24 protein-coding genes and 1 pseudogene are annotated in these 25,005 nt (G+C 73.1%); 15 read left to right on the forward strand and 10 right to left on the reverse strand.

All coding sequences use genetic code 11. From position 1 onward, the window contains the following. Positions 1–115: 115 nt before the first annotated feature. Positions 116–715: a bacterial proteasome activator family protein gene (locus J7462_RS19255; RefSeq protein WP_219465320.1), complete on the reverse strand. Its 600-nt coding sequence runs from the start codon at positions 713–715 to the stop codon at positions 116–118. Positions 716–864: 149 nt separating this feature from the next. Here J7462_RS19255 and J7462_RS19260 point away from each other — a divergent pair, with 149 nt between their 5' ends. Next, entirely contained in the window at positions 865–1,710 is an 846-nt protein-coding gene (locus tag J7462_RS19260) for a S9 family peptidase (RefSeq protein WP_208565112.1), read from the forward strand. A 29-nt stretch (positions 1,711–1,739) separates the two neighbouring features. Beyond that, complete coding sequence (locus J7462_RS19265) at positions 1,740–2,954, forward strand: ABC transporter substrate-binding protein (RefSeq protein WP_219465321.1); 1,215 nt, start codon at positions 1,740–1,742, stop codon at positions 2,952–2,954. 171 nt (positions 2,955–3,125) lie between these two features. Here the strand turns inward: J7462_RS19265 and ddaH are convergent, their stop codons facing one another. Continuing rightward, positions 3,126–3,959 (reverse strand): dimethylargininase, encoded by an 834-nt coding sequence (gene ddaH / locus J7462_RS19270; RefSeq protein WP_357538147.1) that lies wholly within the window; start codon positions 3,957–3,959, stop codon positions 3,126–3,128. 59 nt (positions 3,960–4,018) lie between these two features. Here ddaH and J7462_RS19275 point away from each other — a divergent pair, with 59 nt between their 5' ends. Beyond that, the gene (locus tag J7462_RS19275; RefSeq protein WP_208565114.1) at positions 4,019–4,477 is read left to right on the forward strand and encodes an Lrp/AsnC family transcriptional regulator; all 459 of its coding nucleotides are present in this window, start codon (positions 4,019–4,021) and stop codon (positions 4,475–4,477) included. A gap of 160 nt (positions 4,478–4,637) precedes the next feature. Here J7462_RS19275 and J7462_RS19280 read toward each other — a convergent pair whose 3' ends face one another. From J7462_RS19280 to J7462_RS19290, 3 genes are all read right to left on the reverse strand, one after another. After that, positions 4,638–5,750 carry a YbjN domain-containing protein gene (locus tag J7462_RS19280; protein WP_219465322.1) on the reverse strand — a complete coding sequence of 371 codons (1,113 nt, stop codon included), beginning with the start codon at positions 5,748–5,750 and terminating at the stop codon, positions 4,638–4,640. A 170-nt stretch (positions 5,751–5,920) separates the two neighbouring features. Continuing rightward, entirely contained in the window at positions 5,921–6,217 is a 297-nt protein-coding gene (locus tag J7462_RS19285; RefSeq protein ID WP_219465323.1) for a DUF6457 domain-containing protein, read from the reverse strand. Then, a complete protein-coding gene (locus J7462_RS19290; protein WP_219465325.1) occupies positions 6,214–6,969 on the reverse strand; it encodes a molybdenum cofactor guanylyltransferase in 756 nt (251 codons plus the stop codon). The genes J7462_RS19285 and J7462_RS19290 overlap by 4 nt, the downstream gene beginning before the upstream one ends. Positions 6,970–7,190: 221 nt before the next feature. Between J7462_RS19290 and fdhD the strand changes: the two genes are divergently transcribed. Further along, the gene (gene fdhD / locus J7462_RS19295; RefSeq protein WP_219465327.1) at positions 7,191–8,045 is read left to right on the forward strand and encodes a formate dehydrogenase accessory sulfurtransferase FdhD; all 855 of its coding nucleotides are present in this window, start codon (positions 7,191–7,193) and stop codon (positions 8,043–8,045) included. A gap of 282 nt (positions 8,046–8,327) precedes the next feature. Here the strand turns inward: fdhD and J7462_RS19300 are convergent, their stop codons facing one another. Together J7462_RS19300 and J7462_RS33690 are read right to left on the reverse strand one after the other, a co-directional pair. Then, complete coding sequence (locus J7462_RS19300; protein WP_219465329.1) at positions 8,328–8,582, reverse strand: flavin reductase; 255 nt, start codon at positions 8,580–8,582, stop codon at positions 8,328–8,330. Next, positions 8,579–8,947, reverse strand: coding sequence for a hypothetical protein (locus J7462_RS33690; protein ID WP_374197538.1), 369 nt, complete (start codon positions 8,945–8,947; stop codon positions 8,579–8,581). Before J7462_RS33690 ends, J7462_RS19300 begins: the two co-directional genes overlap by 4 nt. A 399-nt stretch (positions 8,948–9,346) precedes the next feature. Here J7462_RS33690 and J7462_RS19310 point away from each other — a divergent pair, with 399 nt between their 5' ends. The 3 genes from J7462_RS19310 (at position 9,347) to J7462_RS19320 (ending at position 10,613) form a co-directional block, all read left to right on the forward strand. Next, on the forward strand, positions 9,347–10,093 hold the full coding sequence (locus J7462_RS19310; RefSeq protein WP_219465330.1) for a helix-turn-helix transcriptional regulator: 747 nt from the start codon (positions 9,347–9,349) through the stop codon (positions 10,091–10,093). Further along, the gene (locus J7462_RS19315) at positions 10,081–10,275 is read left to right on the forward strand and encodes a DUF397 domain-containing protein (protein ID WP_219465332.1); all 195 of its coding nucleotides are present in this window, start codon (positions 10,081–10,083) and stop codon (positions 10,273–10,275) included. The genes J7462_RS19310 and J7462_RS19315 overlap by 13 nt, the downstream gene beginning before the upstream one ends. 146 nt (positions 10,276–10,421) lie before the next feature. After that, positions 10,422–10,613, forward strand: a complete 192-nt coding sequence (locus J7462_RS19320) for a DUF397 domain-containing protein (protein ID WP_219465334.1) — start codon at positions 10,422–10,424, stop codon at positions 10,611–10,613. 414 nt (positions 10,614–11,027) lie between these two features. Here the strand turns inward: J7462_RS19320 and J7462_RS19325 are convergent. After that, positions 11,028–12,073, reverse strand: a pseudogene (locus J7462_RS19325) (DUF4192 domain-containing protein). Between the two features lie 153 nt (positions 12,074–12,226). Here J7462_RS19325 and J7462_RS19330 point away from each other — a divergent pair. The 5 genes from J7462_RS19330 to J7462_RS19350 all read left to right on the forward strand — a co-directional run bounded on the left by J7462_RS19330 (position 12,227) and on the right by J7462_RS19350 (position 18,980). Beyond that, a complete protein-coding gene (locus tag J7462_RS19330) occupies positions 12,227–13,141 on the forward strand; it encodes a fructosamine kinase family protein (protein WP_219465337.1) in 915 nt (304 codons plus the stop codon). Then, positions 13,138–14,151, forward strand: a complete 1,014-nt coding sequence (moaA, locus tag J7462_RS19335) for a GTP 3',8-cyclase MoaA (RefSeq protein WP_219465338.1) — start codon at positions 13,138–13,140, stop codon at positions 14,149–14,151. Before J7462_RS19330 ends, moaA begins: the two co-directional genes overlap by 4 nt. Before the next feature lies 1 nt (position 14,152). Continuing rightward, on the forward strand, positions 14,153–14,398 hold the full coding sequence (locus J7462_RS19340) for a MoaD/ThiS family protein (RefSeq protein WP_088643614.1): 246 nt from the start codon (positions 14,153–14,155) through the stop codon (positions 14,396–14,398). A gap of 12 nt (positions 14,399–14,410) precedes the next feature. Then, positions 14,411–15,658 carry a metallophosphoesterase gene (locus J7462_RS19345; RefSeq protein WP_219465340.1) on the forward strand — a complete coding sequence of 416 codons (1,248 nt, stop codon included), beginning with the start codon at positions 14,411–14,413 and terminating at the stop codon, positions 15,656–15,658. Positions 15,659–15,785: 127 nt separating this feature from the next. Beyond that, entirely contained in the window at positions 15,786–18,980 is a 3,195-nt protein-coding gene (locus J7462_RS19350) for a UvrD-helicase domain-containing protein (protein ID WP_219465341.1), read from the forward strand. Between the two features lie 108 nt (positions 18,981–19,088). On the opposite strand, the gene J7462_RS19355 is transcribed toward J7462_RS19350, so the two are convergent. Both J7462_RS19355 and J7462_RS19360 read right to left on the reverse strand, forming a co-directional pair. After that, positions 19,089–19,784, reverse strand: a complete 696-nt coding sequence (locus J7462_RS19355) for a prepilin peptidase (RefSeq protein WP_308290953.1) — start codon at positions 19,782–19,784, stop codon at positions 19,089–19,091. Between the two features lie 26 nt (positions 19,785–19,810). Continuing rightward, the gene (locus J7462_RS19360) at positions 19,811–20,785 is read right to left on the reverse strand and encodes an EamA family transporter (RefSeq protein WP_208565132.1); all 975 of its coding nucleotides are present in this window, start codon (positions 20,783–20,785) and stop codon (positions 19,811–19,813) included. Positions 20,786–21,072: 287 nt separating this feature from the next. Here J7462_RS19360 and J7462_RS19365 point away from each other — a divergent pair, with 287 nt between their 5' ends. The 3 genes from J7462_RS19365 (at position 21,073) to J7462_RS19375 (ending at position 24,969) form a co-directional block, all read left to right on the forward strand. Then, entirely contained in the window at positions 21,073–21,549 is a 477-nt protein-coding gene (locus tag J7462_RS19365; RefSeq protein WP_219470480.1) for a hypothetical protein, read from the forward strand. A 1,571-nt stretch (positions 21,550–23,120) separates the two neighbouring features. Then, positions 23,121–23,543 carry a hypothetical protein gene (locus J7462_RS19370; RefSeq protein ID WP_308290954.1) on the forward strand — a complete coding sequence of 141 codons (423 nt, stop codon included), beginning with the start codon at positions 23,121–23,123 and terminating at the stop codon, positions 23,541–23,543. Positions 23,544–23,724: 181 nt separating this feature from the next. Further along, on the forward strand, positions 23,725–24,969 hold the full coding sequence (locus J7462_RS19375) for an ATP-binding protein (protein WP_219465342.1): 1,245 nt from the start codon (positions 23,725–23,727) through the stop codon (positions 24,967–24,969). The last annotated feature ends 36 nt before the right edge of the window (positions 24,970–25,005 follow it).

The raw sequence follows: 25,005 nt of genomic DNA on the forward strand, positions 1-25,005 counted from the left end.
CACCGCGCGGCGACGCCCCGACGCCCGACCCCGGGCCGGCGGCCCCGACCCGGGGGCGGGCCACCGACCCGGAGGCAGGGCCGAGGGTCAGAGGCCGGCCGGGGCCGGCCGGGGGTCAGAGGTACTGGCCGGTGTTGTGGCCCTCGCCACCGGGCTGCTGCCCCATGCCGGGCATGCCGGGGATCATCGCGCCGGGGCCGCTGGGCAGGGCGGGACGGCCACCGGAACGCATCTGCTCCAACTGCACCCGGGCGGCCATCTGCTGGGCCACCAGGGCGGCCTGGATGCCGTGGAAGAGCCCCTCCAGCCAGCCGACCAGCTGGGCGTGGGCGATCCGCAGCTCACCCTCGCTGGGGGCCTGGTCCTCGGCGAACGGCAGCGAGAGCCGTTCCAGCTCCTCACGCAGCTCGGGGGCGAGGCCGTCCTTCAGCTCGACGATCGACCGGGCGTGGATCTCCCGCATCCGGTGCCGGCTGGCGTCGTCGAGCGGGGCGGCCTTGACCTCCTCCAGCAGCTGTTTGATCATGCTGCCGATCCGCATCACCTTGGCCGGCTGCTCCACCAGGCGGGTCGGGTCCTCGCCGGTCTCGTCGGTCTGCACGGTGCCGACCGGGCGGCCGTCCGGGCCGACCACCACCACGGTGCCCGACTGCCCGTCCGCGCGGCCCAGCTCGTCATCTTGTCCAGTGGAATGCGCTTCGGTCATGGCACCCATCTTTACCCACCCGGTCCCGCCGCACGCGCCCGGACCGCCACCGGCCCCGACATCGCCCATGGGCAGCGGGAACACCCTCGGTGAGGTCGCTCACGGGGCGCGGCCGGCGGGGACGCCGTCGCGGCGGTGGCCGCGCTACCGTCGCCGGCATGCCCACCGACCCGCGTGCCGTGCTCACCCGGCCCGCCCCACCGCCGGACCTGACCGTCCGCTACGGCGACCGGCCGGAGCAGCTCGTCGACCTGCGCCGGCCGGCCGGGGGTGGTCCGGTCCGCCCGCTGGTGGCGGTGCTGCACGGCGGTTTCTGGCGGGCCGGGTACGACCGCACCCACACCGGCCCGCTCGCCGCCGCGCTGGCCGACCTGGGGTGGCCGGTGGCCCAGCTGGAGTACCGGCGCACCGGTCAGCCCGACGGGGGGTGGCCGAACACCCTCGCCGACGTGCGGGCGGGGGTGGCGGCGCTGCCCGGGTTGGCGGCGCGCGCCCTGCCGGGGCAGGTCGCCGAGGGGCCGCCGCTGCTGCTGGGGCACTCGGCGGGCGGGCAGCTCGCGCTGCACGTGGCGGCACACGTCCCGCAGGCCGTGGGCGGGGTGCTGGCGCTGGCACCGGTCGCCGACCTCGTCGAGGCGTACCGGCTGGATCTGGATTCGGGGGCGGTGGCCGCGCTGCTCGGCGGCGGCCCGGCCGAACACCCGCAGCGGTACGCGGTGGCCGACCCCCGCAGCTCGGTGCCGGCACGGACGCGGACGGTGATCGTGCACGGGATGCGGGACCGGCAGGTGCCGATCGCTCTGAGCAGGTCATATGCTGCCACCGCACAAGCCGCCGGAGCCCCGGTCACCCTCGTTGAGCTGCCGGAATGCGAGCACTTCGGGTTGATCGACCCGCTCTCGGCGGCCTGGCCCGAGGTAAGGGCTGCGTTGCAGTCGCTGCTTGAAGATCAAGATCCATTGACGCAAGGCCGCTCACCAGGTAGAACGCCGGAGGGGCGGTGACGCCCGGCAATGCTCCCGGAAGGATTTCGGTGTCGCAGATGAACCGCAGGCGGGCCCTCCAACTGTTGGCCGCGCTCGGTACGACCGGACTGGCCGCCGCCTGCGGCACGGACGACACCGAGACGCCGGTCGTGGGCAAACCGATCAAGATCGGGCTGATCCGGCCGGAGAGCGGCGTCGGCAAAGCCATCGGCGAGGACATCGAGAACGGCTTCCAGCTCTTCCTGGCCATGAACGGGCAGCAGCTCGGCGGGCACCCGGTGACCGTGGTGACCGTCGACGAGGGGGACAACGCCAAGAGCGGCCAGGCCGCCGTCGACTCCCTGCTCGCCCAGAACGTGCTCGCCATGAGCGGCGTGGTCAACTCCACCGTGATGTCCGGCATCCGCGACGCGGTGGAGAAGGCCCGGGTGCCGCTGATCGGGTCCAACGCCTCCCCGCCCAGCCTCCAGAGCGTCGTCTACATCTGGCGGACGTCGTACGTGCTCGACGAGCCGGGCCGCGCGCTCGGGTCGTACCTGCGGCGAACACTTCCCGCCGGCAGCCGGCTCGCCATCGTCACCCCGGAGGGCACCGCCAGCCAGGACGTGATCAACGGGTTCCGGGACGGCTTCGGCACCGACGACCCCCGGATCATCGGCGACCCCATCCTCACCACCGCCAACCCCACCCCGGGCGAGAACGAATTCAGCGCGCAGATCAACGAGGCGCTCAGCCGCCAGCCCGACGGGATCTTCTGCTTCTATTCCGGCACCGCGGGTGAGCAGTTCATCAGGCAACTGCGCCGCAGCCGCTGGTTCGGCGACATCTACGCGCCCGGCTTCCTGACCGAGGGCAACATCCTCACCGACCTGCGCTCGACCCTGGTCAACGCGGACGACAGCCTCAAGGCCGGCACCATCCAGACCTCGCTGAACTACTCGGCCGACCTCAACAACAACGCCAACCGGATCTTCGCCTCGGCATACCGCAAGACCTACAACGTCTCGCCCACCACCTACGCGATGGCCTCGTACGACGCCGCGCAGGTGCTCGACAAGGCGATCCGGCTGGCCGGCGCGGAACCCACCGCGCAGCAGGTCAACCTGGCGCTGGGCAAGATCGGCCAGATCGACAGCCCGCGCGGGCCGTGGCAGTTCAACCAGCCGCGTACCCCGCAGCAGAAGTGGTACCTGCGCAAGGTGCAGTTCGACGGCCGGCTGCTCTCCAACGTCCTGATCAACGAGATCGCCACCCTCGGCTGAGCCGCCCCACAGCCGGCCGCGGCATGGCAGGCCAGGCCGTGGCGGCCGGCCAGGCCGTGGCGGGGCAGGCCGTGGCGGGGCAGGCCGTGGCGGGGCAGGCCGTGGCGGGGTCGGCCCTTCGCGGCATGGCACCGGTCAGGGCAGGCCGTGGCGTGGTGGTGGGCGCGGCGGTCAGGGGCGCAGCTCGGCGATGCAGCACTTGACGCTGCCGCCGCCCTTCTTCAGCTCGGCCAACTCCACCGGCACCGGGGTGTACCCGGCCGCCTTGAGCTTCCCGGCCAGCCGGGTCGCCTCGCTGTTGAGCACCACGTTCGCCCCGTCGCTGACCAGGTTCAGGCCGAAGGCCAACGCGTCCTCGTCGTCGGCGAGCACCGCGTCCGGGAAGAGCTGGGTGAGCACCCGCTGGCTGGCCGCCGAGAAGGCCCCCGGGAAGTACGCGACGTTGCCGTCGTCGATCGAGGCGAGCGCCACGTCCAGGTGGTAGAAACGCGGGTCGACCAGGCGCAGCGACACCACCGGCCGGCCCAGCGCCTCCTGCGCCTCGGCGTGCGCCGGCAACTCGGTGCGGAACCCGTGCCCGGCGAGGATCAGCCCGCCGTGCGCCTCCGGCAGATAGGCGAAGTCGCCCTCCCCCTCGTTGGTCTCGCTCGGCGCGATGAAGTGCCAGCCGTGCTCCTGGTAGAACGCCCGGTGCGCGGCGGCCTCGGCGGCCCGCTGCTCGTGCTTGAACTGCGCGCCGTAGACCGTCCCGTCCACCACGAAGGCACCGTTGGCCGCGAAGACCATGTCCGGCAGCCCCGCCTGCGGGGTCAGCACGTGCACCTCGTGCCCGAGCCCGACCAGCGTGTCCCGCAGCCGGTCCCACTGTTTGACCGCCAGTGCCACGTCGACGCCGACGGTGACGTCCATCCACGGGTTGATGGCGTACTCGACCGCGAAGTGCTCCGGGGCACACATCAGATATGTCCGCTTTCGCGGGGCGCGCTGCTGGTTCACGGTCACCAAGGGTAGGTAGCGTAGAACGTTGGTAACAGCCACAACCATTGCTTCCACGAGGCGGAACGTTGCAGATAGACGCGGTCGACCAGCGAATCATTGCGTTGCTCGTGGCGGACGCCCGAACCTCGTACGCGGACATCGGCAACCGGGTGTCACTCTCCGCTCCTGCGGTCAAGCGACGGGTGGACCGGCTGCGGGCCACCGGGGTGATCCGGGGCTTCACCGCCGTGGTGGACCCGGCCGCCGTCGGCTGGACCACGGAGGCGTTCGTCGAGTTGTTCTGCGCCGGCCGGACCACACCCACCCAGCTGGGGGTGGCCGCCCGCCGGCACCCCGAGGTGGTCGGCGCCTACACCGTCTCCGGTGAGGCCGACGCGCTCGTGCACCTGCGGGCCGCCGACATCTCCCACCTGGAGGAGGCACTGGAACGGCTCCGGGCGGAGCCGTTCGTCACCTCCACCCGGAGCACCATCGTGCTGTCCCGACTGGTCGAGTCGCCCGGCGTCGGCCCGTCCACCCCCTGACCGCCCGCGCCGCCCATGCCGGTCGGGCCGCCCATGCCGGTCGGGCCGGTCGCGCCGGTCGCGCCGTACCCGGCGGCGTAGCCAGCAGCCGGGCAGCAGTGCGGCGGCAGGCCGGCGGCGGCAGCGGCGGCGGCGGCGCGGTTGTCTGGTGGGCGGAGGATCAGAGGTACATGCCGGTGCGGTGTTCGCTGTCGCCCCGGCCCGGCTTGTCACCCTCGCCGAAGAACCGCTTCCCGCCGAACTCACCGTGCAGCCGGTCGTCCAACTCGTCGGCGAGCCCCGTCATCACCTGCACCGCCAGCATCAGGTGGGTAGCCTGGAAGTTGCGCCCGAAGACCGGGATGGACGCCCACACCGTGTCGTCGGCGCAGTACAACCGGCCGATCGGCATCCGGTTGGTCAGCTCGGAGAGTTTCACGTACAGCCGCTCGGTCGGCTCGACCTCGGTCAGCACCGGCGAGAAGACGTCGACCAGCGGCGGGTTGTCCCGCACCCGGACGAAGACCATCGCCGACCCGGCCCGGATGTTGATGTCGCCGTCGGAGTCGATCTGAAGGTGGTCGGAGGTCGACTTCAGCATGGTCGACACCACCGTGCGGACCCGTTCGGGCAGGTCCAGGACCTCCTGCTCACCGTTCTGCGCGCTCGCCGCAGCGGCCAGTGCCTCGTCGAGGTCGGCCTCGACGTCCTGGTCGGGGCCGAACTCGCTGCGTGCGGTGCCGAGCGCCTCGATCGGCAACGACTCACCCTCGGCGTCCTGACTGAGATAGACCAGGAAGGCCGGGTGCGGTGCGCCGTACACGTCCCGCAGGGTGCGGGAGAGCAGCCCGGCCAGCTTGCTGGCGTCGTCGGCCACCCCGTCCAGGCCGAAGTGTTCGCCGGAGCCCGCCACCACACCGGGCGGCGACCAGCCGAGCGCGATCATGTCGGCCACCGCCGCACGGTCCAGCCGGAAGCCCTGCGGCAGGGTGGCGTTGCCCACCGCCCGGGCGGAGATCCGGCCCCCCTCGTCGATGCTCACGCTGATCGAATAGACCGCGTCACCCGTGCCGGAGGCGGTCGGGTCCAGGGTGAGTTCGAGCTGCGCCCCGGCGGGCAGCTCACGCAGCCGCGCGGCCAGCGCCCGGGCGAACTCCCGCCACGCCTCGGTGACCTTGGCCCGCAGATCGGCCGTGCTCGGCTCGTCCAGCAGGACCGACTCGTGGTGGTCGTGGTGCGCCGGCGAGGTGCCGGGCTGATCACCGGTCGGCTTCGAGGGGTGGTCCGCCGTCATGATCGCCTCCGTCCGTCAAGGTCACCCTACCCAGGCGGGCCGGAGAACGAATCCACCGCGACCGGCATCGGACACCGTCACCGACGATCGTGGCGGCGAGAGAACACGACGTGACGGGATCACCGGTGGGGCGGCCGGTCAGCCGGCCACGACGGTCATTGCCGGGCCGCTCAGGGTGCCGGCGGTGCCTGCCGGCCGACCTCGGACGCCAGCCGGTCGGGGCGCTCGCCGCCCAGCTCCACCGGCCACTGGGCGGCCAGTCCGCTGAGCCGGGCCGCCGCCGCTGCCGGGTCCGCACCGCGCCCGACCGCCACCCCCAGCAGGTACGCGGTGACCGGCGCACCCGGCCGCAGCACCTGGTGGGCGACGTCCCGGGCCAGGTCCAGCACGGTCGGCACCGACACCTCGGCCGGGTCGAGACCCAGCTCGGCGCAGGCTGCCGTCACCCAGTCGTCCAGCACCGTCATCGCGTCCACTCCTCCGCCCGGCGAATGTCGGAGTCAGTGTCGCAGTCGAACCACGGTGGGGGGCCGGCAGCGGACCAGACCAACTCGCGTACGGTCAGCTCACCCAGGAGTTCCCGCATCGACGCCCCGGCGAGGGCTTCGGCTCCCCCGCCGCCGCCGGCCCGCCCGACACCCCGGACGCCCCCGGTCCCGCCGGCGTTGCCGGGCAGCTCGGCGTTGCCGGGCAGCTCGGCGTTCCCGGGCAGCTCCGCGACCCCGGCAGCCCCGACACTCCCGGCGGCCTCGGATCGGCGGGCGGCCACGCGGGCCAGCGCGGCACGTAGCGACGGCACCCGCCACACCCCGCACAACGGTTGCCGCCGGCCCCGGTCGTCGAGGAGACAGACGCCGTCCGGTACCTCCGGGCCGGACTCGGCGGCGAGCGCGTCGAGTAGCACGCCGACGGCCGGGCGGGTGAGCAGCGGCAGGTCGGCGGCGAACAGGGCGACCACCGTCGTACCCGGGTGGAGCAGGGCCAGTCCGGCCGCCGTCGCGGCCACCGGGCCACCGCCCGCCGGCTCCTCCCGGGTCACCAGCACGTCGACCGGCAGCGACCCGCCCGGCCCGACCAGCACCCGGGGCGTGGCGTCAGCAACGGCGGCGAGCACCCGGTCGCGCATCGACAGCCCGTGCACCGGCACCGCCGGCTTGTCCCGCCCACCCATCCGGCGGGCCGCACCACCGGCCAGCACCACCGCCGCGTACGCCGTCATCCGGTCACGGTAGCGGTCCGGCTCCCACCCGGCCCGGCATCATGATCCGGTAACTGCCCTCATCGGTCGATCCTGTCGCGTTCCACGGTCGCCGGGGCCGGCACCGGGTGCCCCGCCGGACGGGCACCCGGCAGGCCGACGGGGTCACCGGCCGAGCATGCGACCGCGCAGCCAGGGTGGTCACCGTGCGGGAGGCCGGGTGGGCGGGGCAGGATGGCGGGATGGGACGGGCCACTGACCGGCGGAGCGTGCTCCGGATCGACCTCGACGCGGCGGACGACGCCCGGGTGGCGCTGCGCCGGCCCGACACGCTCGCCGTGGAGGAACCGCTGGAGATCCGGGTCGGTCCGGGTGGCCCGGGTCGACGCCGCCCGCTGGCGGTGACCATGCGTACCCCCGGTGACGACCTCGACCTGGCCATCGGTTTCCTGCTGACCGAGGGGCTGATCCGCAGCGACGCCGACGTGCACACCGCCCAGCTCTGCTCCGGGGCGGAGACACCGAACACGTACAACGTGGTCGACGTGGTGCTCTCCCCCGGTGTGCCGGCACCGGAGACGGACCCGACACGCAACTTCTACACCACCAGTTCCTGCGGGGTGTGCGGCAAGGCCAGCATCGACGCGGTGCGTACCCGGTCCCGTTTTCCCGTCGCGGACGACCCGCTCACCGTGCCGGCGAAGCTGCTGGCGGAGCTGCCGGACCGACTGCGCGCCGCGCAGCGTGCCTTCGACCGCACCGGCGGCCTGCACGCGGCGGGCCTGTTCACCCCCGACGGTGAGCTGGTGGTGCTGCGCGAGGACGTCGGCCGGCACAACGCCGTGGACAAGGTAATCGGCTGGGCGGTGCGGCAACGGCGGCTGCCGCTCGCCGGGCACCTGCTGATGGTGTCCGGCCGGGCGAGTTTCGAGCTGACCCAGAAGGCGTGGATGGCCGGGGTACCGCTGCTGGCGGCGGTCTCCGCGCCGAGCACCCTCGCCGCCGACCTGGCCGACGAGGCGGGCCTGACCCTGGTGGGCTTCCTGCGTGGCCGCACGATGAACGTCTACACCGGCGCGCACCGCGTCACATCCTGATCTCTCATGGGGATCCGATCGCTGCCCGTGTCGCGACCGGCGGCCCCACCGGGGTCGGCGTTGCGGTCGGCCCGGCACGGCGTCGGCGGTGCGGCGTCGGCGGTGCGGTCGGCCCGGCACGGGGTTGGTGGGAGTGGGGCGAGGATTGTGGAGATTTCTTGTCGCCAGGGCAGCAACAACTCTCCACAATCGATGGACAGCCGAGCCCCGCTACCGCGATCGAGGCGGCGAGGAACCCGCGCAGCGCCGGCCTGCTGCGCCGACCCGGACCGGCGGGGAGAATCAACGACCCGGCGGGCGGGCCCAGCTCAGGAAGCGGTCGGTCACGTCGATCTGGCGACCGTTGTCGAGCTGCGTCAGATGATCGGTCGCCTCCGTCGACAACCGGGCCAGCAGGGCGAGCAGGCCCGGCCGGTCGCCGTCGTACCTGGCGAGGAGGGCGATTTTCGCCGCCCCGCACGGCCACGGGTTCGCATCGACCCGGCACAACCAGATCGGCCGCAGCGGCGTGTGCCGGCCGGGCAGCGGCCCGGTCACGGTGTCCCCGCCGACCGGGACGCCCGCCCCCGGCCGGGCCGCGCGTCCCGGGGGACCGCCATCCCCCGCCGCGAGACCGTCGCCCCACCTCGCCGGGCCGGGGGAGCCGGGACGGTCCGGGTGGGGGCGCGGTCCGACTGCGGGGCGGGCCGGCGCGCACCCGCCGGCATCAGGAACAGGGTCCGCCGCCGCACTGCGTCGCCGACAGCATTCAGCTGGTACGCGTCGATCCACACCCACCCGTCGTACGTGTGCCAGTCGGCCAGCACCCGGATGACCCGGACCGTGATCGGCCGGATGAACTGCACGCTGGCGGTACGCGACAGGTGCAGCACGTCTCCCGACCTGATCTCCGGCGGAGTCACCGTGGCCCCGGGTTCCGGCTGACCGCCCAGCGGTGCGTCGGCACGACGCCGGTCATCCGCCCCGGCCCCCGGTACGGCGGAACGAACGGCCCGATCGGTCCGGGCACGATCGGGCGCGCGGGCGGTCCGGGGCCGGGTACGGGCGTCGGGTCGGGTACGGGCTTCGGGCTCTGCTCGGGTTTCGGCTTCTCCCTGGGCACGGGGTCTCCTCTGCGTCGACGTGGAGGAGGGGCCGTCCCGCCCTCCCACGGGACGGCCCCTCCGGCAGACGCCGTCGCCAGCTCTCGACCACTACCGACAGCGCCGCCCCGAATAGACCTTGCCCAGGGTTGCGGATCGATGACACCGCGTAGCAGTCTGTACCGCAGACATTCGGGACGTTCACTCGGAGGAGCGTGGATGAATCGGGCAGTTCAGAGAGCGATGGCTGCGGTTGGCGAGACCGCCGAAAGCCTCGCCTCTCAGATCGGAGTTGATCCGAAGACGGCAGCCCGGTGGGTGAACCAGGGACGGATTCCCCAAACGCGCCACCGCGCCAAGGTTGCCGAGATCCTGCGTAAGGACATTGAGGAACTTTGGCCGGACATTCTGAAGAAGCTCGAGCCGGCATGGTTCAGACCGTGGGCCGAGATCGAGCGGGAGGCGTCCGGCCTGCGGTGGTTCGAGAATGCCGTCCTGCCAGGCGTACTCCAGACCCCTGATTACGCCCGCGCCATCATCGCCAGCGGCCCGCTCGCCGACGATGCCGAAGATCACGTGGAATCTCGCCTACAACGGCAGGCGGTCGTGCTCAACCGAGCACGGCCGCCCTTGCTCGTGTTCGTGATCGACGAGGCGGCTCTACGCCGGGGAACCCCAGACGTCATGAATGCCCAGTTGGACCACCTGGTAGAGCTTGCCCAGCGACCGAATCTGATGGTCCACGTCCTGCCGCTACGCGCCGGACTTCATCCAGGTCAGGCAGGACCGTTCATCATCGCGAACACACCGGAGGGTGAAGAGGTCGGCTATCTGGACGACCAGGCCGCAGGACGCATCACCAAGGACGTTGCTTCCCTTTGGGAGGTCTGGGATACAGTCAGGTCGGTAGCGTTGCCGCGCGACCAGACCATCGAATTTCTGAGGGCACGATCATGGATGAGCTGACCGGCGCGCGCTGGCGTAAGAGCAGCCGCAGCAGCTCCAATGGTGGAGCTTGTGTCGAGGTCGCCGACAACCTTCCCGGAACGGTCGCGGTCCGCGACTCCAAGGACCCACATGGGTCAGCCCTGACGTTCACACCGACGGCATGGCACATGTTCGTCGCCGGGCTGATTGATCGAGCTTGACCCCTTGGTCCACCGTGGACCGGGCCCACGTCGGCCTACCGCAGGAGCATTCTTTCCCTTCCGAGTCAGGCGATATGACGCGGAACCAGAGCCATCAGCCGGGATAACAGCAGCCTGGCCGATTACCTGCGAGAGGTGGCGGACCAATGGACCTGACTGATGCGCAGTGGCGGAAGTCCACCCGAAGTGGGACCAGCGGCGGGAACTGTGTCGAGGTTGCCGGCAACCTTCCCGGCGCGGTCGCGGTGCGGGACTCCAAGGACCCGGACGGGCCGGCCCTGACGTTCGCCCCGACCTCGTGGCGCACGTTCGTCGCCGGGTTGGCCGATCGCGCCTGACCGAGCTGCCCGACGAAGTGCCTGCCCCGAGGCTTGGGGCAGGCACTTCGCGTCAGGGGACGACCCGGTCTCCCGCCCCCGACCTACCCGACCCGGTCGATGGAGAGCCTGGGCGTCCGTCGCCACGATCGGGCCAGATTCACCGTCTCGCCGCCGTCGTCACCGGTCGACCGTGGCTGCCCGACAACATGCCACCGACAGCCTTATGACTCAGAGGCATGAATATGACTGCTGGGCATACTCATCTCGGCGAACACATACCCCCGACCGGCAGGACGCCGTAGTCCCGGGTGGCGAGAGGGGAAGGCCGAAGCGCCGTGCCGCTCGCAGCACGGCCGAGACAGCACGGCCGAGTTTCAGCACGGCCGAGACAGCACAGCCGAGTTTCAGCACGGCTGAGACAACGCAGCCGAGTCAGCGGGGCCGGCGGGGTCGGCGACGACGGCGGCGCAGCACTCCCGGCTCGGTCACGGCCGGCCATCCGTCCAGGTCGGACGGTGGCACACCGCGCCGGAGCAGGTCGTCGAGGATCTGGGCGAGGGTGTAGTCGGGGCGGAGGGCCAGCGCCCGTTCCAGCGCCACGGCGGCGAGCGCGCCCTGGCCGGCCCGCCAGGCAGCGAAGGCGAGCAGGCAGGCGGGGGCGGGGACCAGCTCCTCCTCGGTGCGGCGCAGCACCTCGCTCCAGAAGGCGATGTCCTCCTCGCGCCCGTCGGTGCGTTCCCACGCGTGGTCGCGTACCGGCAGGTGGGTCAGGAGCAAGGTCAGCCAGGCCAACTCGTCGTCGGTGAGCCGGTCGCCGCGCCGGTGCCGGCGTTGGGCCTGCCGTACCGCTGCCACGCCGGCCCTGCGGATGGCCCGTTCGCCGAACTCGTCGGTGGCGGGGGCCGCCTCCAGCAGGCCCAGCAGGCGTCGTTCAGCGCGGTCGCCGGCTTGGCGCAGGGCGACCCGGTCGACGCCCTCGGCGGGGCCACCTGGGCGGTGAGCGCCGCCCGGTCAGGGAGGGCCACCTGACCGGCGTAGACCGCGGCGGCGGCGACCTGGCTGGCCTCCGGGTCGTACGGGGTGCCGTCGGGTGGGCAGCAGTCCGGCGCCTCGCAGAGGTACGACCAGTAGCGGCGGTCGGTCACCCGCAGCGCGTCGAGCACGGGCAGCCCGATGTCGTCCAGCGCCGACCGGACGGCGTCCACCGCCGGGGTGACCCGTTCGGGCGGGCCGAAACCGATGACCGTGGTGGATTCGGCGTCCTGCCGGCCGATCACGTCGCCGAGATGTCGCGCCGGCAGGGCCGGGTCGGTGCCCGACTCGGGCAGGTCGGCGCGGGCGGCGAAGACGATCCGTCGGCCCCGCATCGCCACCACCACGATGCTGTCGACGGGGTGGAAGCCGATCAGGTAGGGCACGGCGGTGATCAGGTCGGCGGGCGAGCGGACGGTGAGCCGGGGGCGGTCGGTCGCGTTCATGTCCGGCAGCCTGCGGCGGGCGGGAACATCCTCGACAGGCCCTGTGGACGACACGCGGGTTATCCACAGATACGGACGGTAGTCGTGCAGGTCACCGCGATCCGGGAGGCGACGCGGCCCACCGGGGTCGGTCCGAGCGGCTACCTTGCGCTCATGGACCTGGCGTACCTGCGGGCGCACCCGGAGCACCTGCCCACCTTCCTGACCCACCAGCGCATCCGGGAGACCCCGGTGGCCGGCGGGGACAGCTGCGCGGCCTCCCGGTTGACCCTGGACGACGGCCACTCGATCTTCGCCAAGACCTGGCCGGAGCGGGCCGGTCGACCGGCGCCGGAGGGCTTCTTCGACACCGAGGCCGCCGGGTTGCGCTGGCTGCGCGAGGCTGGCGCGGTGGCCGTACCGGAGGTGGTGGTGGCGCTGCCGGAGCTGCTGGCGCTCGACTGGGTCGACCCCGGCGAGCCGACGCCCGACGCGGCCGAGCGGTTCGGTCGGGAGTTGGCCGGCACCCACCGGGCCGGCGCCGACCGGTTCGGGGCGCCCTGGCCCGGGTTCATCGGCACCCTCGGGCAGGACAACACCCCCGACGAGGGGCCGTGGCCGGACTGGTTCGCCCGGCGGCGACTCCTGCCGTACCTGCGGATGTCGGTCGACGGCGGTGCGCTCGACGGCCCGGACGCCGCGCTGGTGGAGCAGGTGGTGGCGCGGGTCGGCGAGTTCGGCGGCGACGAGCCGCCGGTCCGGCTGCACGGCGACCTGTGGCCGGGCAACCTGCTCTGGGGCGCGGACGACCGGGTGTGGCTGGTCGACCCCGCGGCGCACGGCGGTAACCGGGAGACGGACCTGGCCCAGCTGGCGCTCTTCGGTGGTCCGCCGCACCTCGATCGGATCATGGCCGGCTACCGGGAGGCGTGGCCGCTGGCCGACGGTTGGCCTGAACGGGTGCCGCTGCACCAACTGCACCTGTTGCTCGTGCACACCGCGCTGTTCGGCGGGGCGTACCGCGATGCGGTCGTCGGTGCCGCCCGAGCGGCGCTGCGGGGCGTCGGTCGCGCTACGGTCGACGGGTGACCGCCGCCCCGACGACCGCCGGCGTCCTCGTCGACCGGTACGGCCGGATCGCCCGGGACCTGCGCGTGTCGCTGACCGACAAGTGCAACCTGCGCTGCACCTACTGCATGCCGGCCGAGGGGCTGCCCTGGTTGGCCGGGCCGCAGCTGCTCACCGACGCGGAGATCGTGCGGCTGGTCGGGGTCGCGGTGCAGCGACTCGGGGTGACCGAGGTGCGGTTCACCGGGGGCGAGCCGCTGATCCGGCCGGGGCTGGTCGGCATCGTCGCCGCCGTGGCCGCGCTCACCCCCCGCCCCCGGATCTCGTTGACCACCAACGGTCTCGGCCTGGACCGGCTCGCCCCGGCGCTGCGTGACGCCGGGCTGGACCGGGTGAACGTGTCGTTGGACACCCTGGACGCGGCCCGGTTCGCCGCGTTGACCCGGCGGGACCGGCTGGCCGACGTGCTCGCCGGGCTGGCCGGGGCCGCCGCCGCCGGGCTCACCCCGGTGAAGATCAACGCGGTGCTGATGCGCGGGGTCAACGACGACGAGGCGCCGGCGCTGCTGCGGTTCGCCCTCGACCACGGCTACGAGTTGCGGTTCATCGAGCAGATGCCGCTGGACGCCCAGCACGGCTGGGACCGGGCCACGATGGTCACCGCCGACGAGATCCTGGCGTCGCTGGCCGCCGACTTCGCCCTCACCCCCGACCCGGCGCACCGGGGCGCCGCCCCGGCCGAGACCTGGCTGGTCGGCGGCGGACCGGCCCGGGTCGGGGTGATCGGCACGGTGACCCGGCCGTTCTGCGGCGACTGCGACCGCACCCGGCTCACCGCCGACGGCCAGCTCCGCAACTGCCTGTTCGCCACCGATGAGTCCGACCTGCGGGGCGCGCTGCGGGCCGGCGCGGACGATGCCGACCTCGCCCGCCGCTGGCAGGCCGCCACGGTGGTCAAGCGGGCCGGGCACGGCATCGACGACCCGACCTTCCTGCAACCCGTCCGGCCCATGTCGGCGATCGGAGGCTGAGGTGGACCTCACCGTCCGGTACTTCGCCGGGGCGCGGGCCGCCGCCGGCCGCAGCGAGGAGACCGCATCCGCCGGCCGGCCGCTGGACGAACTCCTCGGTGAACTCGCCCACCGGCACGGCCCCCGGCTGGCCGCGGTGCTCCAGGTGGCGAGTTTCCTGGTCGACGGCGTCGCCTGCCATGATCGGCAGACGCCGTTGCCGGCCGGGGCCACGATCGACGTGCTGCCTCCCTTCGCGGGCGGCTGAGGAAAGGCTGCCGTGTTGGCGATTCTGGGGTTCGTGGGCACGCTCGCCCTGATCACCGGCCTGATCCACTTCTACCTGTGGAAACGGCTGGTCAAGGACACCACCGGGCCGGGCCGGTGGCGCCGGGTCGGCACGGTCGTCGCCCTACTCCTGGCGGTGCTCGTCCCGGCGACCATGGCCGGCACCCAGATCGCCGGGGCGTTCTGGCTGGCCTGGCCCGGTTACCTCTGGCTCGCGGTGATGTTCTACCTGCTGATCGTGCTGGTGGTGCTGGAAGTGCCGATGGCGGTGACCCGGCTGGTGCTGCGACGGCGCAGCACCGTCGCCGAGGCCACCACCGCCGCCCCGGAACCGGCGCTGGTCGGTGCGGCCGGCAGCGCCGACCCGCCGGCCGCCCAGGCCGTGGACCGGCCCGACCACGACGAGTCCCGCCGGTTGCTGCTCGCCCGTGGGGCCGCCATCTTCGCCGGGCTCACCGCCGCCGGCATCACCGGGTACGGGGTCCGTACCGCGCTGGGACCGCCACAGCTCGACCGGGTACGCATCCCGCTGGCGAAGCTCCCCCGCAGCATGGACGGGCTGCGCATCGCCACCGTGTCGGACATCCACCTCGGCCCGCTACGCGGTCGGGTGCACACCGAGCGGATCGTCGAGATGATCAACCGGTTGGACGCCGACCTGGTCGCGGTCGTCGGTGACCTGGTCGACGGCTCGGTCGCCGAGCTGGGCGAGGCCGCCGAGCCACTGCGTGACCTGCGTTCCCGCTACGGCAGTTTCTTCGTCACCGGCAACCACGAGTACTACTCCGGGGTCGAGGAATGGGTAGCCGAGGTCGACCGGCTCGGCCTGCGGGTACTCCAGAACGAGCGACAGGAGATCCAGGCCCGGGGCGGGGTGCTCGACCTGGCCGGGATCAACGACGTCACCGCCGACGGCACCGGCGTCGCCGGCCCTGCCGACTTCACCGCCGCGCTCGGCGGCCGGGACGTCAACCGCCCGGTGGTGCTGCTCGCCCACCAGCCGATCGCCGTGCACGAGGCGGCGAAGTTCGGCGTCGACCTGCAACTGTCCGGGCACACCCACGGCGGTCAGCTCGCCCCGTTCAACCTGGCCGTCAAGCTCCAACAGCCGGTGGTCTCCGGGCTCGGTGAAATCGACGGCACCAAGGTCTACGTCACCAACGGGGCCGGTTTCTGGGGTCCCCCGGTCCGGGTCGGCGCACCGCCGCAGGTGACCCTGGTCGAACTGCGCGCCCCGTGACCTGCCCGGATGGACGGAGAGCCCGGCTCATACCGCGTCCGGCCGCGGTAGTCCAGCACCGGATTGCCCTCCTCACGCGTACGCGTGGCGGCAGGCGGGTAGTGGACCGGCCGTGACAGGATGCGGCGTGCCTCCGTTCAGCGCCGCTCCCCCTGGTGGCGTCCCGCCGTTCGTCGCGGACCTGCACATCCACTCGAAGTACTCCCGCGCGTGCAGCCGCGATCTCACCCTGCCCAACCTCGGTTGGTGGGCCCGACGCAAGGGCATCGGGGTGCTCGGCACCGGCGACTTCACCCACCCCGCCTGGTACGACCACCTGCGGGAAACCCTGCAACCGGCCGAGCCTGGCCTGTACCGGCTCGGCCCGGAGGCCGAGGCGGACATCGCCCGGCGGCTGCCGCCCCGGCTGGCCGACGCGGCGGAGGCCGACCCGGTCCGGTTCATGCTGAGCGTGGAGATCTCCACCATCTACAAGCGGGACGACCGGACCCGCAAGGTGCACCACCTGATCTACCTGCCCGACCTGGACGCGGTGGCCCGGTTCAACACGGCGCTGGGCCGGATCGGCAACCTCGGCTCGGACGGCCGGCCGATCCTGGGCCTGGACTCCCGGGACCTGCTGGAGATCACCCTCGACGCCAGCCCGGACGGCTACCTGGTGCCGGCGCACATCTGGACACCGTGGTTCTCCGCGCTCGGCTCGAAGTCCGGCTTCGACGCGATCGCCGACTGCTACGCCGACCTGGCCGAGCACGTCTTCGCGGTGGAGACCGGGCTCTCCTCCGACCCGGCGATGAACTGGCGGGTCGGCAGCCTGGACCGTTACCGGCTGGTCTCCAACTCCGACGCGCACTCCCCGCCGGCCCTGGCCCGGGAGGCCACCGTCTTCTCGTCGGCCCGCGACTACTTCGCCATCCGGGACGCGCTGCGGACCGGTGACGGGCTGGCCGGGACGATCGAGTTCTTCCCCGAGGAGGGCAAGTACCACGCCGACGGGCACCGGCTCTGCGGCGTCAACTGGTCGCCGGAGCGGACCAGGGCGGCCGGCGGGCGCTGCCCGGAGTGCGGCAAGCCGTTGACCGTGGGGGTGCTCAGCCGGATCGAGGAGCTGGCCGACCGGCCGGACGGGCACCGCCCCGAGCACGCCCGCGAGGTGACCCACCTGGTGCCGCTGGCCGAGATCCTCGGTGAGATCAACAAGGTGGGGCCCCGGTCCAAGAAGGTCGAAGGCAAGCTCAACGAGCTGGTCGCCGCGCTCGGCCCGGAGTTGGAGATCCTCACCCGTACCCCGGTCGACGAGATCGGCCGGGTCGGCGGGGAGTTGCTCGCCGAGGGCATCGGCCGGTTGCGCCGGGGCGACGTGCGCCGGGTGCCCGGCTACGACGGCGAGTACGGCGTGATCACCCTCTTCGACCCGGCCGAGCTGGGCGGGGCCGGTGGGTCGGGGCAGGAGACGCTCTTCGACGTACCGGTGCCGGCGCAGCGCAGGCCGACGGAGCCGGCGGCGAAACCGAAGGCCAAGCGGCCGTCGGCGGCGAAGGCCGAGCCGAAGCCGAAGCCCGCGCCGACCCCGCCACCGCCACCGATCGCCTCGACCCCCTCGCCGCACGAGCCGTTCGAGCCGATGCTCGCCGGGATGGAGGAGGTCGGTACCGGCCTGCTCGACCGGTTGGACGCGATGCAGCGGGTGGCCGCCTCCGCGCCCGGCGGCCCGCTGCTGATCGTGGCCGGGCCGGGCACCGGCAAGACCCGCACGCTGACCCACCGGATCGCCTACCTCTGCGCCGAGCTGAACGTCTTCCCCGAGCAGTGCCTGGCGATCACCTTCACCCGGCGGGCCGCCGAGGAGCTGCGGCACCGGCTCGACGGGCTGCTCGGCCCGGTCGCCGAGGACGTCACCGTCGGCACCTTCCACTCGCTCGGGCTGGCCATCCTGCGGGAGAACGCCGCCGCGGCCGGCCTGCCGGAGGGGTTCCGGATCGCCGACGACGCCGAGCGGTCGGCCGCCCGGACGGAGGCCGGCGACGACCCGGCCCGTTACACGGCGTTGCTGCGTAAGCAGGACCTGGTCGACCTGGACGAGTTGCTGACCCTGCCGGTCGCACTGCTCAAGGGCGACAAGAAGCTGGTCCGGGAATACCGGGAACGCTGGCGGTGGATCTTCGTCGACGAGTACCAGGACGTCGACCCCGTCCAGTACGACCTGCTGCGCCTGCTCAGCCCCGCCGACGGCAACATCTGCGCGATCGGCGACCCGGACCAGGCTATCTACTCGTTCCGGGGTGCCGACGTCGGCTACTTCCTGCGGTTCTCCGAGGACTTCACCGACGCCCGGCTGGTCCGGCTCAACCGCAACTACCGCTCGTCCGCGCCGATCCTCGCCGCCGCCGTCCAGGCCATCGCCCCGTCGTCGCTGGTCCGGGGCCGCCGGCTCGACCCGGCCCGGCTCGACCCGGAGGCCCCGCTGGTCGGCCGCTACCCGGCGGCGTCCGTCGCCGACGAGGCCGATTTCGTGGTACGCACCGTCGACGACCTGGTCGGCGGCCTCTCCCACCGGTCGTTGGACTCGGGGCGCATCGACGGCCGGTCCACCAGCCTGTCCTTCTCCGACATCGCGGTGCTCTACCGCACCGACGCGCAGGCCGCCCCGATCGTGGACGCGCTGGCCAGGGCCAACATCCCGGTGCAGAAGCGGTCCCACGACCGGCTCCGGGACCGGCCCGGTGTCCTCGCGATCGCCCGGGAACTGCGGCACGCCGACGGTCCCGCCGCCGGGCTGCCCGCCCGGGTCCGGCTCGCCGGCCAGGTGCTCGCCGAACGGTTCGCCGCCCCCACCCTGGACGCCGCCGGCACCGTCCGCCCCGAGGACGTCCGGACCGCCGTCGACCTGCTCACCCCGCTGGCCCGACGCTGCGGCGACGACCTGGAACTCTTCCTCTCCCAGCTCGCCACCGGGGCCGAGGTGGACGCACTGGACCCGCGCGCCGAAGCGGTCACCCTGCTCACCCTGCACGCCGCGAAGGGGCTGGAGTTCCCGGTGGTCTTCCTGGTCGGCGTGGAGGACGGTCTGCTGCCGCTGCGCTGGCCCGGCTCGACACCGGACGACGACGCGATCGCCGAGGAACGTCGGCTGTTCTTCGTCGGGTTGACCCGCGCCCAGGACCGGCTCTACGTCAGCCACGCCGCCCGCCGGGTCCGGCACGGCACCGAACGCGACTGCCGACCGTCGCCGTTCCTGGACGTCGTCGACCCGGGGCTGTTCGAACGGTTCGGCGAGGCCGAGCCACGCCGACCCAAGGACCGGCAGCTCCGCCTGATCTGACTGTCCGTCGACCGACCTACGGGGTCGCCGCAGCGGTATCCGCCCGCGCTGATACCGCTTGATGCGTGACGTTGCTGCCCGCCCGCCCCAGCCGGCCCGACAGGCCGGTCAGGCGAGCAGGACGGCCAGCCAGGCACCGGTGAGCAGGGCCGGGCCGAACGGCAGGGCGGTGTCCCGGCGTACCCGGCGGGCGGCCAGCAGCGCCAGCACCAGCAGCCCCTGGAGCAGGTGCGGCAGGAGCAGGCCGAGCCAGAGGGTAGGCCAGCCCAGCCAGCCCAGCGGCAGCCCGAGCACCGCCGCCAGCTTCACGTCACCGAAGCCGAGCCGGGAGCGGGGCAGCAGCGCCAGCACGACGTACAGCAGGAGGGAGAGGGCGGCCCCGGCGAGCGCGAGCGCCAGACGACCGGGCGTGCCGGTGACGACGGCCGCGACGGTCAACGCGGTGCCGCCGCCGAGCGCGGCCGCGCCGACCAGCGGGTCGGGCAGGCGGAGGCTGGTCAGGTCCGCCACCGCCAGCACCAGACCCACGGCGGCGACCAGCAGGAACGCCGGCAGTGCCGGCTCCGGCCACCGTGCGGCGGCCAACCCACCGAGGACCACCGCCCCCACCACCGCGATCCCGACCGGCGCTGGAGCCGAGGCCACGGCCGGCGCTGGAGCCGGCGCGCAGTCGGGCGCTGGAACCGAGGCCACGGCCGGCGCTGGAGTCGGGTGCATGGCCGGCGGGGTGCGGGGTGGGAAGGAACGGGCGATCCGGGGTGCGGCGAGGCCGGCCAGGACGCCGAGCATCGCGGCTACGGTCACCGGGCCGACGGGCACGGCCCTCGACGTTACCGCCGGGACGGTACGGCGGCTGCCCCGTCACCCGCCGGCCGGCGGGCCCGCTCGGTGGTCACCACCAGCGCCACGCCGGCCACGATCACCGCACCGCCGAGCAGCACCTGACCGGTGATCGGCTCAGCCACCAGCAACGCGCCGAGCGCCACCGCCACCACCGGGTTCACGTAGGCGTAGGTGGAGACCAACGAGATGGGCGCATGGGCCAGCAACCAGACGTACGCGGTGAAGGCGACCAACGACCCGGCCACCAGCAGGTACGCCAGGGCGAACCAGGAACGGGTCGTCACCTGCGCCGGGGAGAACCCGCGCAGTTCACCCCGGGTCACGGACAGCACGACGAGCGCCACCGCCCCGGCGACCATCTCGTAGACGGTGGCGACGAACGGGTCAGCGGGCATCCGCAACCGGTTGGACAGGAACGACCCCACCGACCAGCAGGTGGCCGCCGCGACCACGGTCAACGCACCGACCAGCGGCACCGTCCCCGTCCCGCCCCGGGGGAGCACCAGCAGCACCAGCCCGAGAAAGCCCACCGTCACCCCGGCGAACGTCCACCCCGGCGGGCGGTCCCCGGTGACCGTACGCAGCAGCACCACCAGCAGCGGGACGGTGGCCACCAGCAGCGCGGCGATGCCCGACGGCACCGCCACGCCGGCCGGGCCCGACTCGGCGAGCACCACCAGGCCGTTGCCGCCGGCCAGCAGCAGCACCCCGACCAGCGCGGCCGAGCCGAGTTGCCGCCGGTCGACCCGCAACGCACCCGCGCCCCGCCGCAGCCGCAGGACCACCGCCAGCACCAACGCGGCACCACCGAAGCGGGCGGCAGCCGAGCCGAGCGGCGGCATCGACTCCACCACGACCCGGATACCGAGGTAGGTGGAACCCCACAGCACGTAGACCAGGATGAGTGCGGTCCAGATCAGCGCTGGTCGGGCGGGTGTCGCGGCCGAGGAAGGTGAGGTCATCGCGGGACCACGCTACGGTGACCACGTCGGTGGCGTCCTTCCGGACGACCGGCATCTCGGCACGCGGGAGGGCGGGCATGGCGAACTACGGACCACCGGGCGGTTCCCCGGACCCGTGGGGTGGGCGACGCCCGGACGACCGTTGGGGCCAGCCCGCCCCGGAGCAGCCCCACCCCGCAACCGTGCCGACCCAGCCGACGGGTGGACAGCAGCCCCACCATCCGGCGTACGACCAGTTCCAGTCGGAGCCGTACGGGCCGGCAGGGCAGTTTCCGGCGGGCGGACCGGTGGCCTACCCGGGCAACCCCGGGTCGGGGCGCGGCCGGGGTCCGCTGATCGCGGTGCTGGTTGTGCTCGCCGTGCTGACCGTCAGCGGTGGCACCCTGTGGTACCTGCTGAGCGACGACGAGCCGACGAACACCGGTGCGGCGCTGCCGACGGCACCGGTGGTGCCGGACGCGGCCACTGCCGAACCGGGCGGGTCGACCACCGCCACCCCCGCACCCGCCGCCTCGGCCGACCCGCGCTTCGTCAAGGCTGGGCAGTGCGTCCGCAACGAGGGTCCGGCCGGCGGCAAGCCCAAGCTACTGATCACCGAGTGCGCCCCGAGAACGTACGAGGTCTTACGTCGTTTCGACGGGGCGACCAGTGGTGAAAGGGACGCCGAGGCGAAGTGCGGCAAGGTGGAGGGCTACACCAACTGGTACTTCTTCGACAGCGAGCTGGACACCCTCGACTTCGTCCTCTGCCTGAAGCAGCGCTGAGCCCACCCCTGGGGGAGAGATTGTCAACCTTCGGCCCACCCGACTCCGGCCGCCCCGACGAGGAACAACGTCCCTCGAACAGCGACCCGGAGCCACCCACCGCGCCCCTCGCGCACCCCGACCCCGAACCAGCGACGAAGCCCATCTTCCGCGCCGAGCCGGAGCCACCCACCGTGAGAATTCCGTCGGAGGCGGAACCACCGACGGCACCGATCCCGGGCGGATCGGACGAGCAGCCGACGGCACCCCTCACCCGCAACCAGGACGAGCAGCCGACGGCACCGATCTCCCCGGCGGCTCCACACGCCGCCGAGGAACCGGTGACCGCCGTCAACTCGCCGGCTGCCCCGCATCCGGCTGACGAGACGCCGACCGCGCCGATCTCCGCGCCTGCCCCGGGCGCTGCCGAGGAACCGGTGACCGCACCCCTCCGGGGTGACGCGGACGACCAACCGACCGCCCCGCTCTCCGCCGGGCCGACCGGACCCGATACCGGCCCGGACGAGCCGCCGACCACACCGATCCGCCCGGAGGACGTCGAGCCACCGACCACACCGATCCGCCGGGAGGACGTCGAGCCACCGACCGTGCCGGTGTCACGGGAGGCGGGCGAGCCGGCCACGGCACCCATTCCGAGTGCGGAAGAACCGCCCACCGCACCAATGGCCGCGTCCTCGCCGGAGCCGCCGACGGCACCGATCTCGGCCGCCGCGCCCGAACCGCCGACCACACGACTCTCAGCCACCACGCCCGAACCCCCGACCACACCACTCTCGACCACCACGCCCGAACCGCCGACCGCACCACTCTCGGCCACCACGCCGGAACCGCCGACCGCACCCTTCGCCGCCGAACCGCCGACCGCCCCGATCTCCACGCCACCTGAGCCGCCGACCACCCGGCTGCCGGTGTCGGGAGCCGGGCAGCCGGCCACCACGCCGATGCCCGCAGCGGGCGGCGGATACTCGCCGACCACCCAGATGCCCGCAGCGGGCGGGTACTCGCCGACCACCCAGATGCCGGCAGCGGGGGCTGACTACCCGACGCCGTCTTCCGGAGCGGGCTACCCACCTCCGTCCTCGGGGGCGGGTTATCCTCCGCCGGACACCTATCTCCCGCCGACCGGCACGCCGGTGCCGTCCTCGGGGGCCGGCTACCCGCCGCCGGGGCCCTTCCCGCCCGCCGGGCCGACCGCCGCACCGGCGGCCGGCGCGTTCAGCGCACCGGCGTCACCACCACCGGCCAGCTACCCCGCCCAGTCCCCACCGCCCCCGGCACCCAGCTACCCGGGGCCGGCCGCACCGTCATCCGGCTTCCCAGGACCGGCCGCACCATCGTCCGGCTTCCCAGGACCGGCCGCACCATCGTCCGGCTTCCCAGGACCGGCCGCACCATCGTCCGGCTTCCCAGGACCGGCCGCACCATCGTCCGGCTTCCCAGGACCGGCCGCACCGCCGCCCGGCTTCCCGGGGCAGCCCACGCCACCGGGATATCCGGGGCAGGGTTTCCCGCCTCCGGCGGCACCGCCGGCAAAGGGTCGGGGCGGTCGGATCGCGCTCATCATCGGGCTGGTGGTGGTCCTGCTGCTGTGCCCGTGCCTCGTGGTGGGTGGCTGGTTCCTCCTGGCGTCGGGTGACAGCGACGATCCGGCTCCGGAGGCGGTCGCGTCCGCCTCGCCGACGGAGAACGGGCCGACCGGGAACGCACCGACGGAGCCGACCGTCGAGCCGACCACGGCCGAGCCGACCCCGACGCCGACCCGGGCGGAGCAGATCGTCCGGGGCGACTGCGTGGTCAACGACGGTACGGCCAGTGACGCCGACCTGCGCAAGGTGCCGTGCGGTCCGAACACCTACGAGGTGCTGCTGCGGATTCCGGCGTCCACCAACGGGGACCGGTGTAAGTCGCTGGCCCCGGAGTCGAACGCCAACTACGTGCACGACAACTCGGTGGACCTCTTCGATTACGTACTCTGCCTGCGCAAACGCAGCTGAACAGGGAAATATGGGGCTGTCTAGCATCAACGCTAGACAGCCCCATATTCGTGTCGAGAGGGTCGCCGGCACCCCCGTCGCCTCCACCACGGGACCTGCCCGGACCCGGTGGGCGACACGCCGGTAGCCCCGTCTACGCATCTCTAGTCCGCAGGCTAGACCGCCCGATACTGTGCGATGCGTGGATCCGGTCCGCAACCCGTACGCCCCGGGCGCCGGTCAGCGCCCGCCCGAGCTCGCCGGGCGGGGGCGGGAGCTGGACGTCTTCGACGTGGTGCTGGAACGGATCGCCCGGGGACGCCCCGAGCGCAGCCTGATGCTCACCGGCCTGCGCGGCGTCGGCAAGACCGTCCTGCTCAACACCCTGCGCTCCCAGGCGATCAACCAGCTCTGGGGCACCGGCAAGATCGAGGCCCGACCGGAGCAGTCGCTGCGTCGACCGATCGCCGCCGCGCTGCACATGGCGGTCCGCGAACTCGCCCCCCGGCACCGGGCACCGGAGCGGATCGACGCCTTCCTCGGCGTACTCAAGGCGTTTGCGCAGCGCAGCGCACCGACCACCGGGCGGGCCGGTGCGGCCCCCCGGTTGCGTGACCGGTGGCAGCCCGGCATCGACGTGCCGGCCAGCAGCGGCCGGGCCGACTCCGGGGACATCGAGATCGACCTGGTGGAGTTGCTCACCGACGCGGCGGCGGTCGCCGGGGACGTGGGCACCGGTATCGCCGTCTTCATCGACGAGATGCAGGATCTCGGTGCGGAGGACGTGTCGGCGCTCTGTGCGGCCTGCCACGAGTTGTCCCAGCTCGGCGCACCCTTGATCGTGGTCGGCGCGGGCCTGCCGCACCTGCCGGCGGTGCTCAGCGCCGCCAAGTCGTACTCGGAGCGACTCTTCCGTTACCTGCGGATCGACCGGCTGGACCGGATCGCCGCCGACCAGGCACTGTGCGCGCCGGCCGGGCGGGAACAGGTGGAGTACGAGCAGAAGGCCCTCGACCTGCTCTACGAGTCGTCCGGCGGCTACCCGTACTTCGTCCAGGCGTACGGGAAGGCGACCTGGGACCATGCGCCCCGCTCCCCGATCACCGACGCGGACGTCCGGGTCGCCGCCCCGGAGGCGGAGGCGGAGCTGGCGGTCGGTTTCTTCGGTTCCCGGTTCGAGCGGGCCACCCCTGCCGAACGCGAGTACATGCGGGCGATGGCGACCCTGTCCCAGGTGGCGGGCGAGGCTGACGGCGGTGGTCGGGACGACATGGACGCCGCCGTGCCGACCGCCGAGATCGCCCGTGCGCTGGGCCGCAAGCCGGCGAGCCTCTCCCCGGCCCGGGACGCGCTGATCAAGAAGGGTCTGATCTATTCGGGGGAACGCGGCACGGTCGCCTTCACCGTCCCGCACTTCGGCCGCTACCTGCGTACCCAGCCGGCCTGATCGGCACCGGCCACGGGGCGACCGGACCCGCCGGAC

It is taken from the genome of Micromonospora sp. RL09-050-HVF-A (assembly GCF_019374995.1).
Taxonomy (GTDB): domain Bacteria; phylum Actinomycetota; class Actinomycetes; order Mycobacteriales; family Micromonosporaceae; genus Micromonospora; species Micromonospora antibiotica.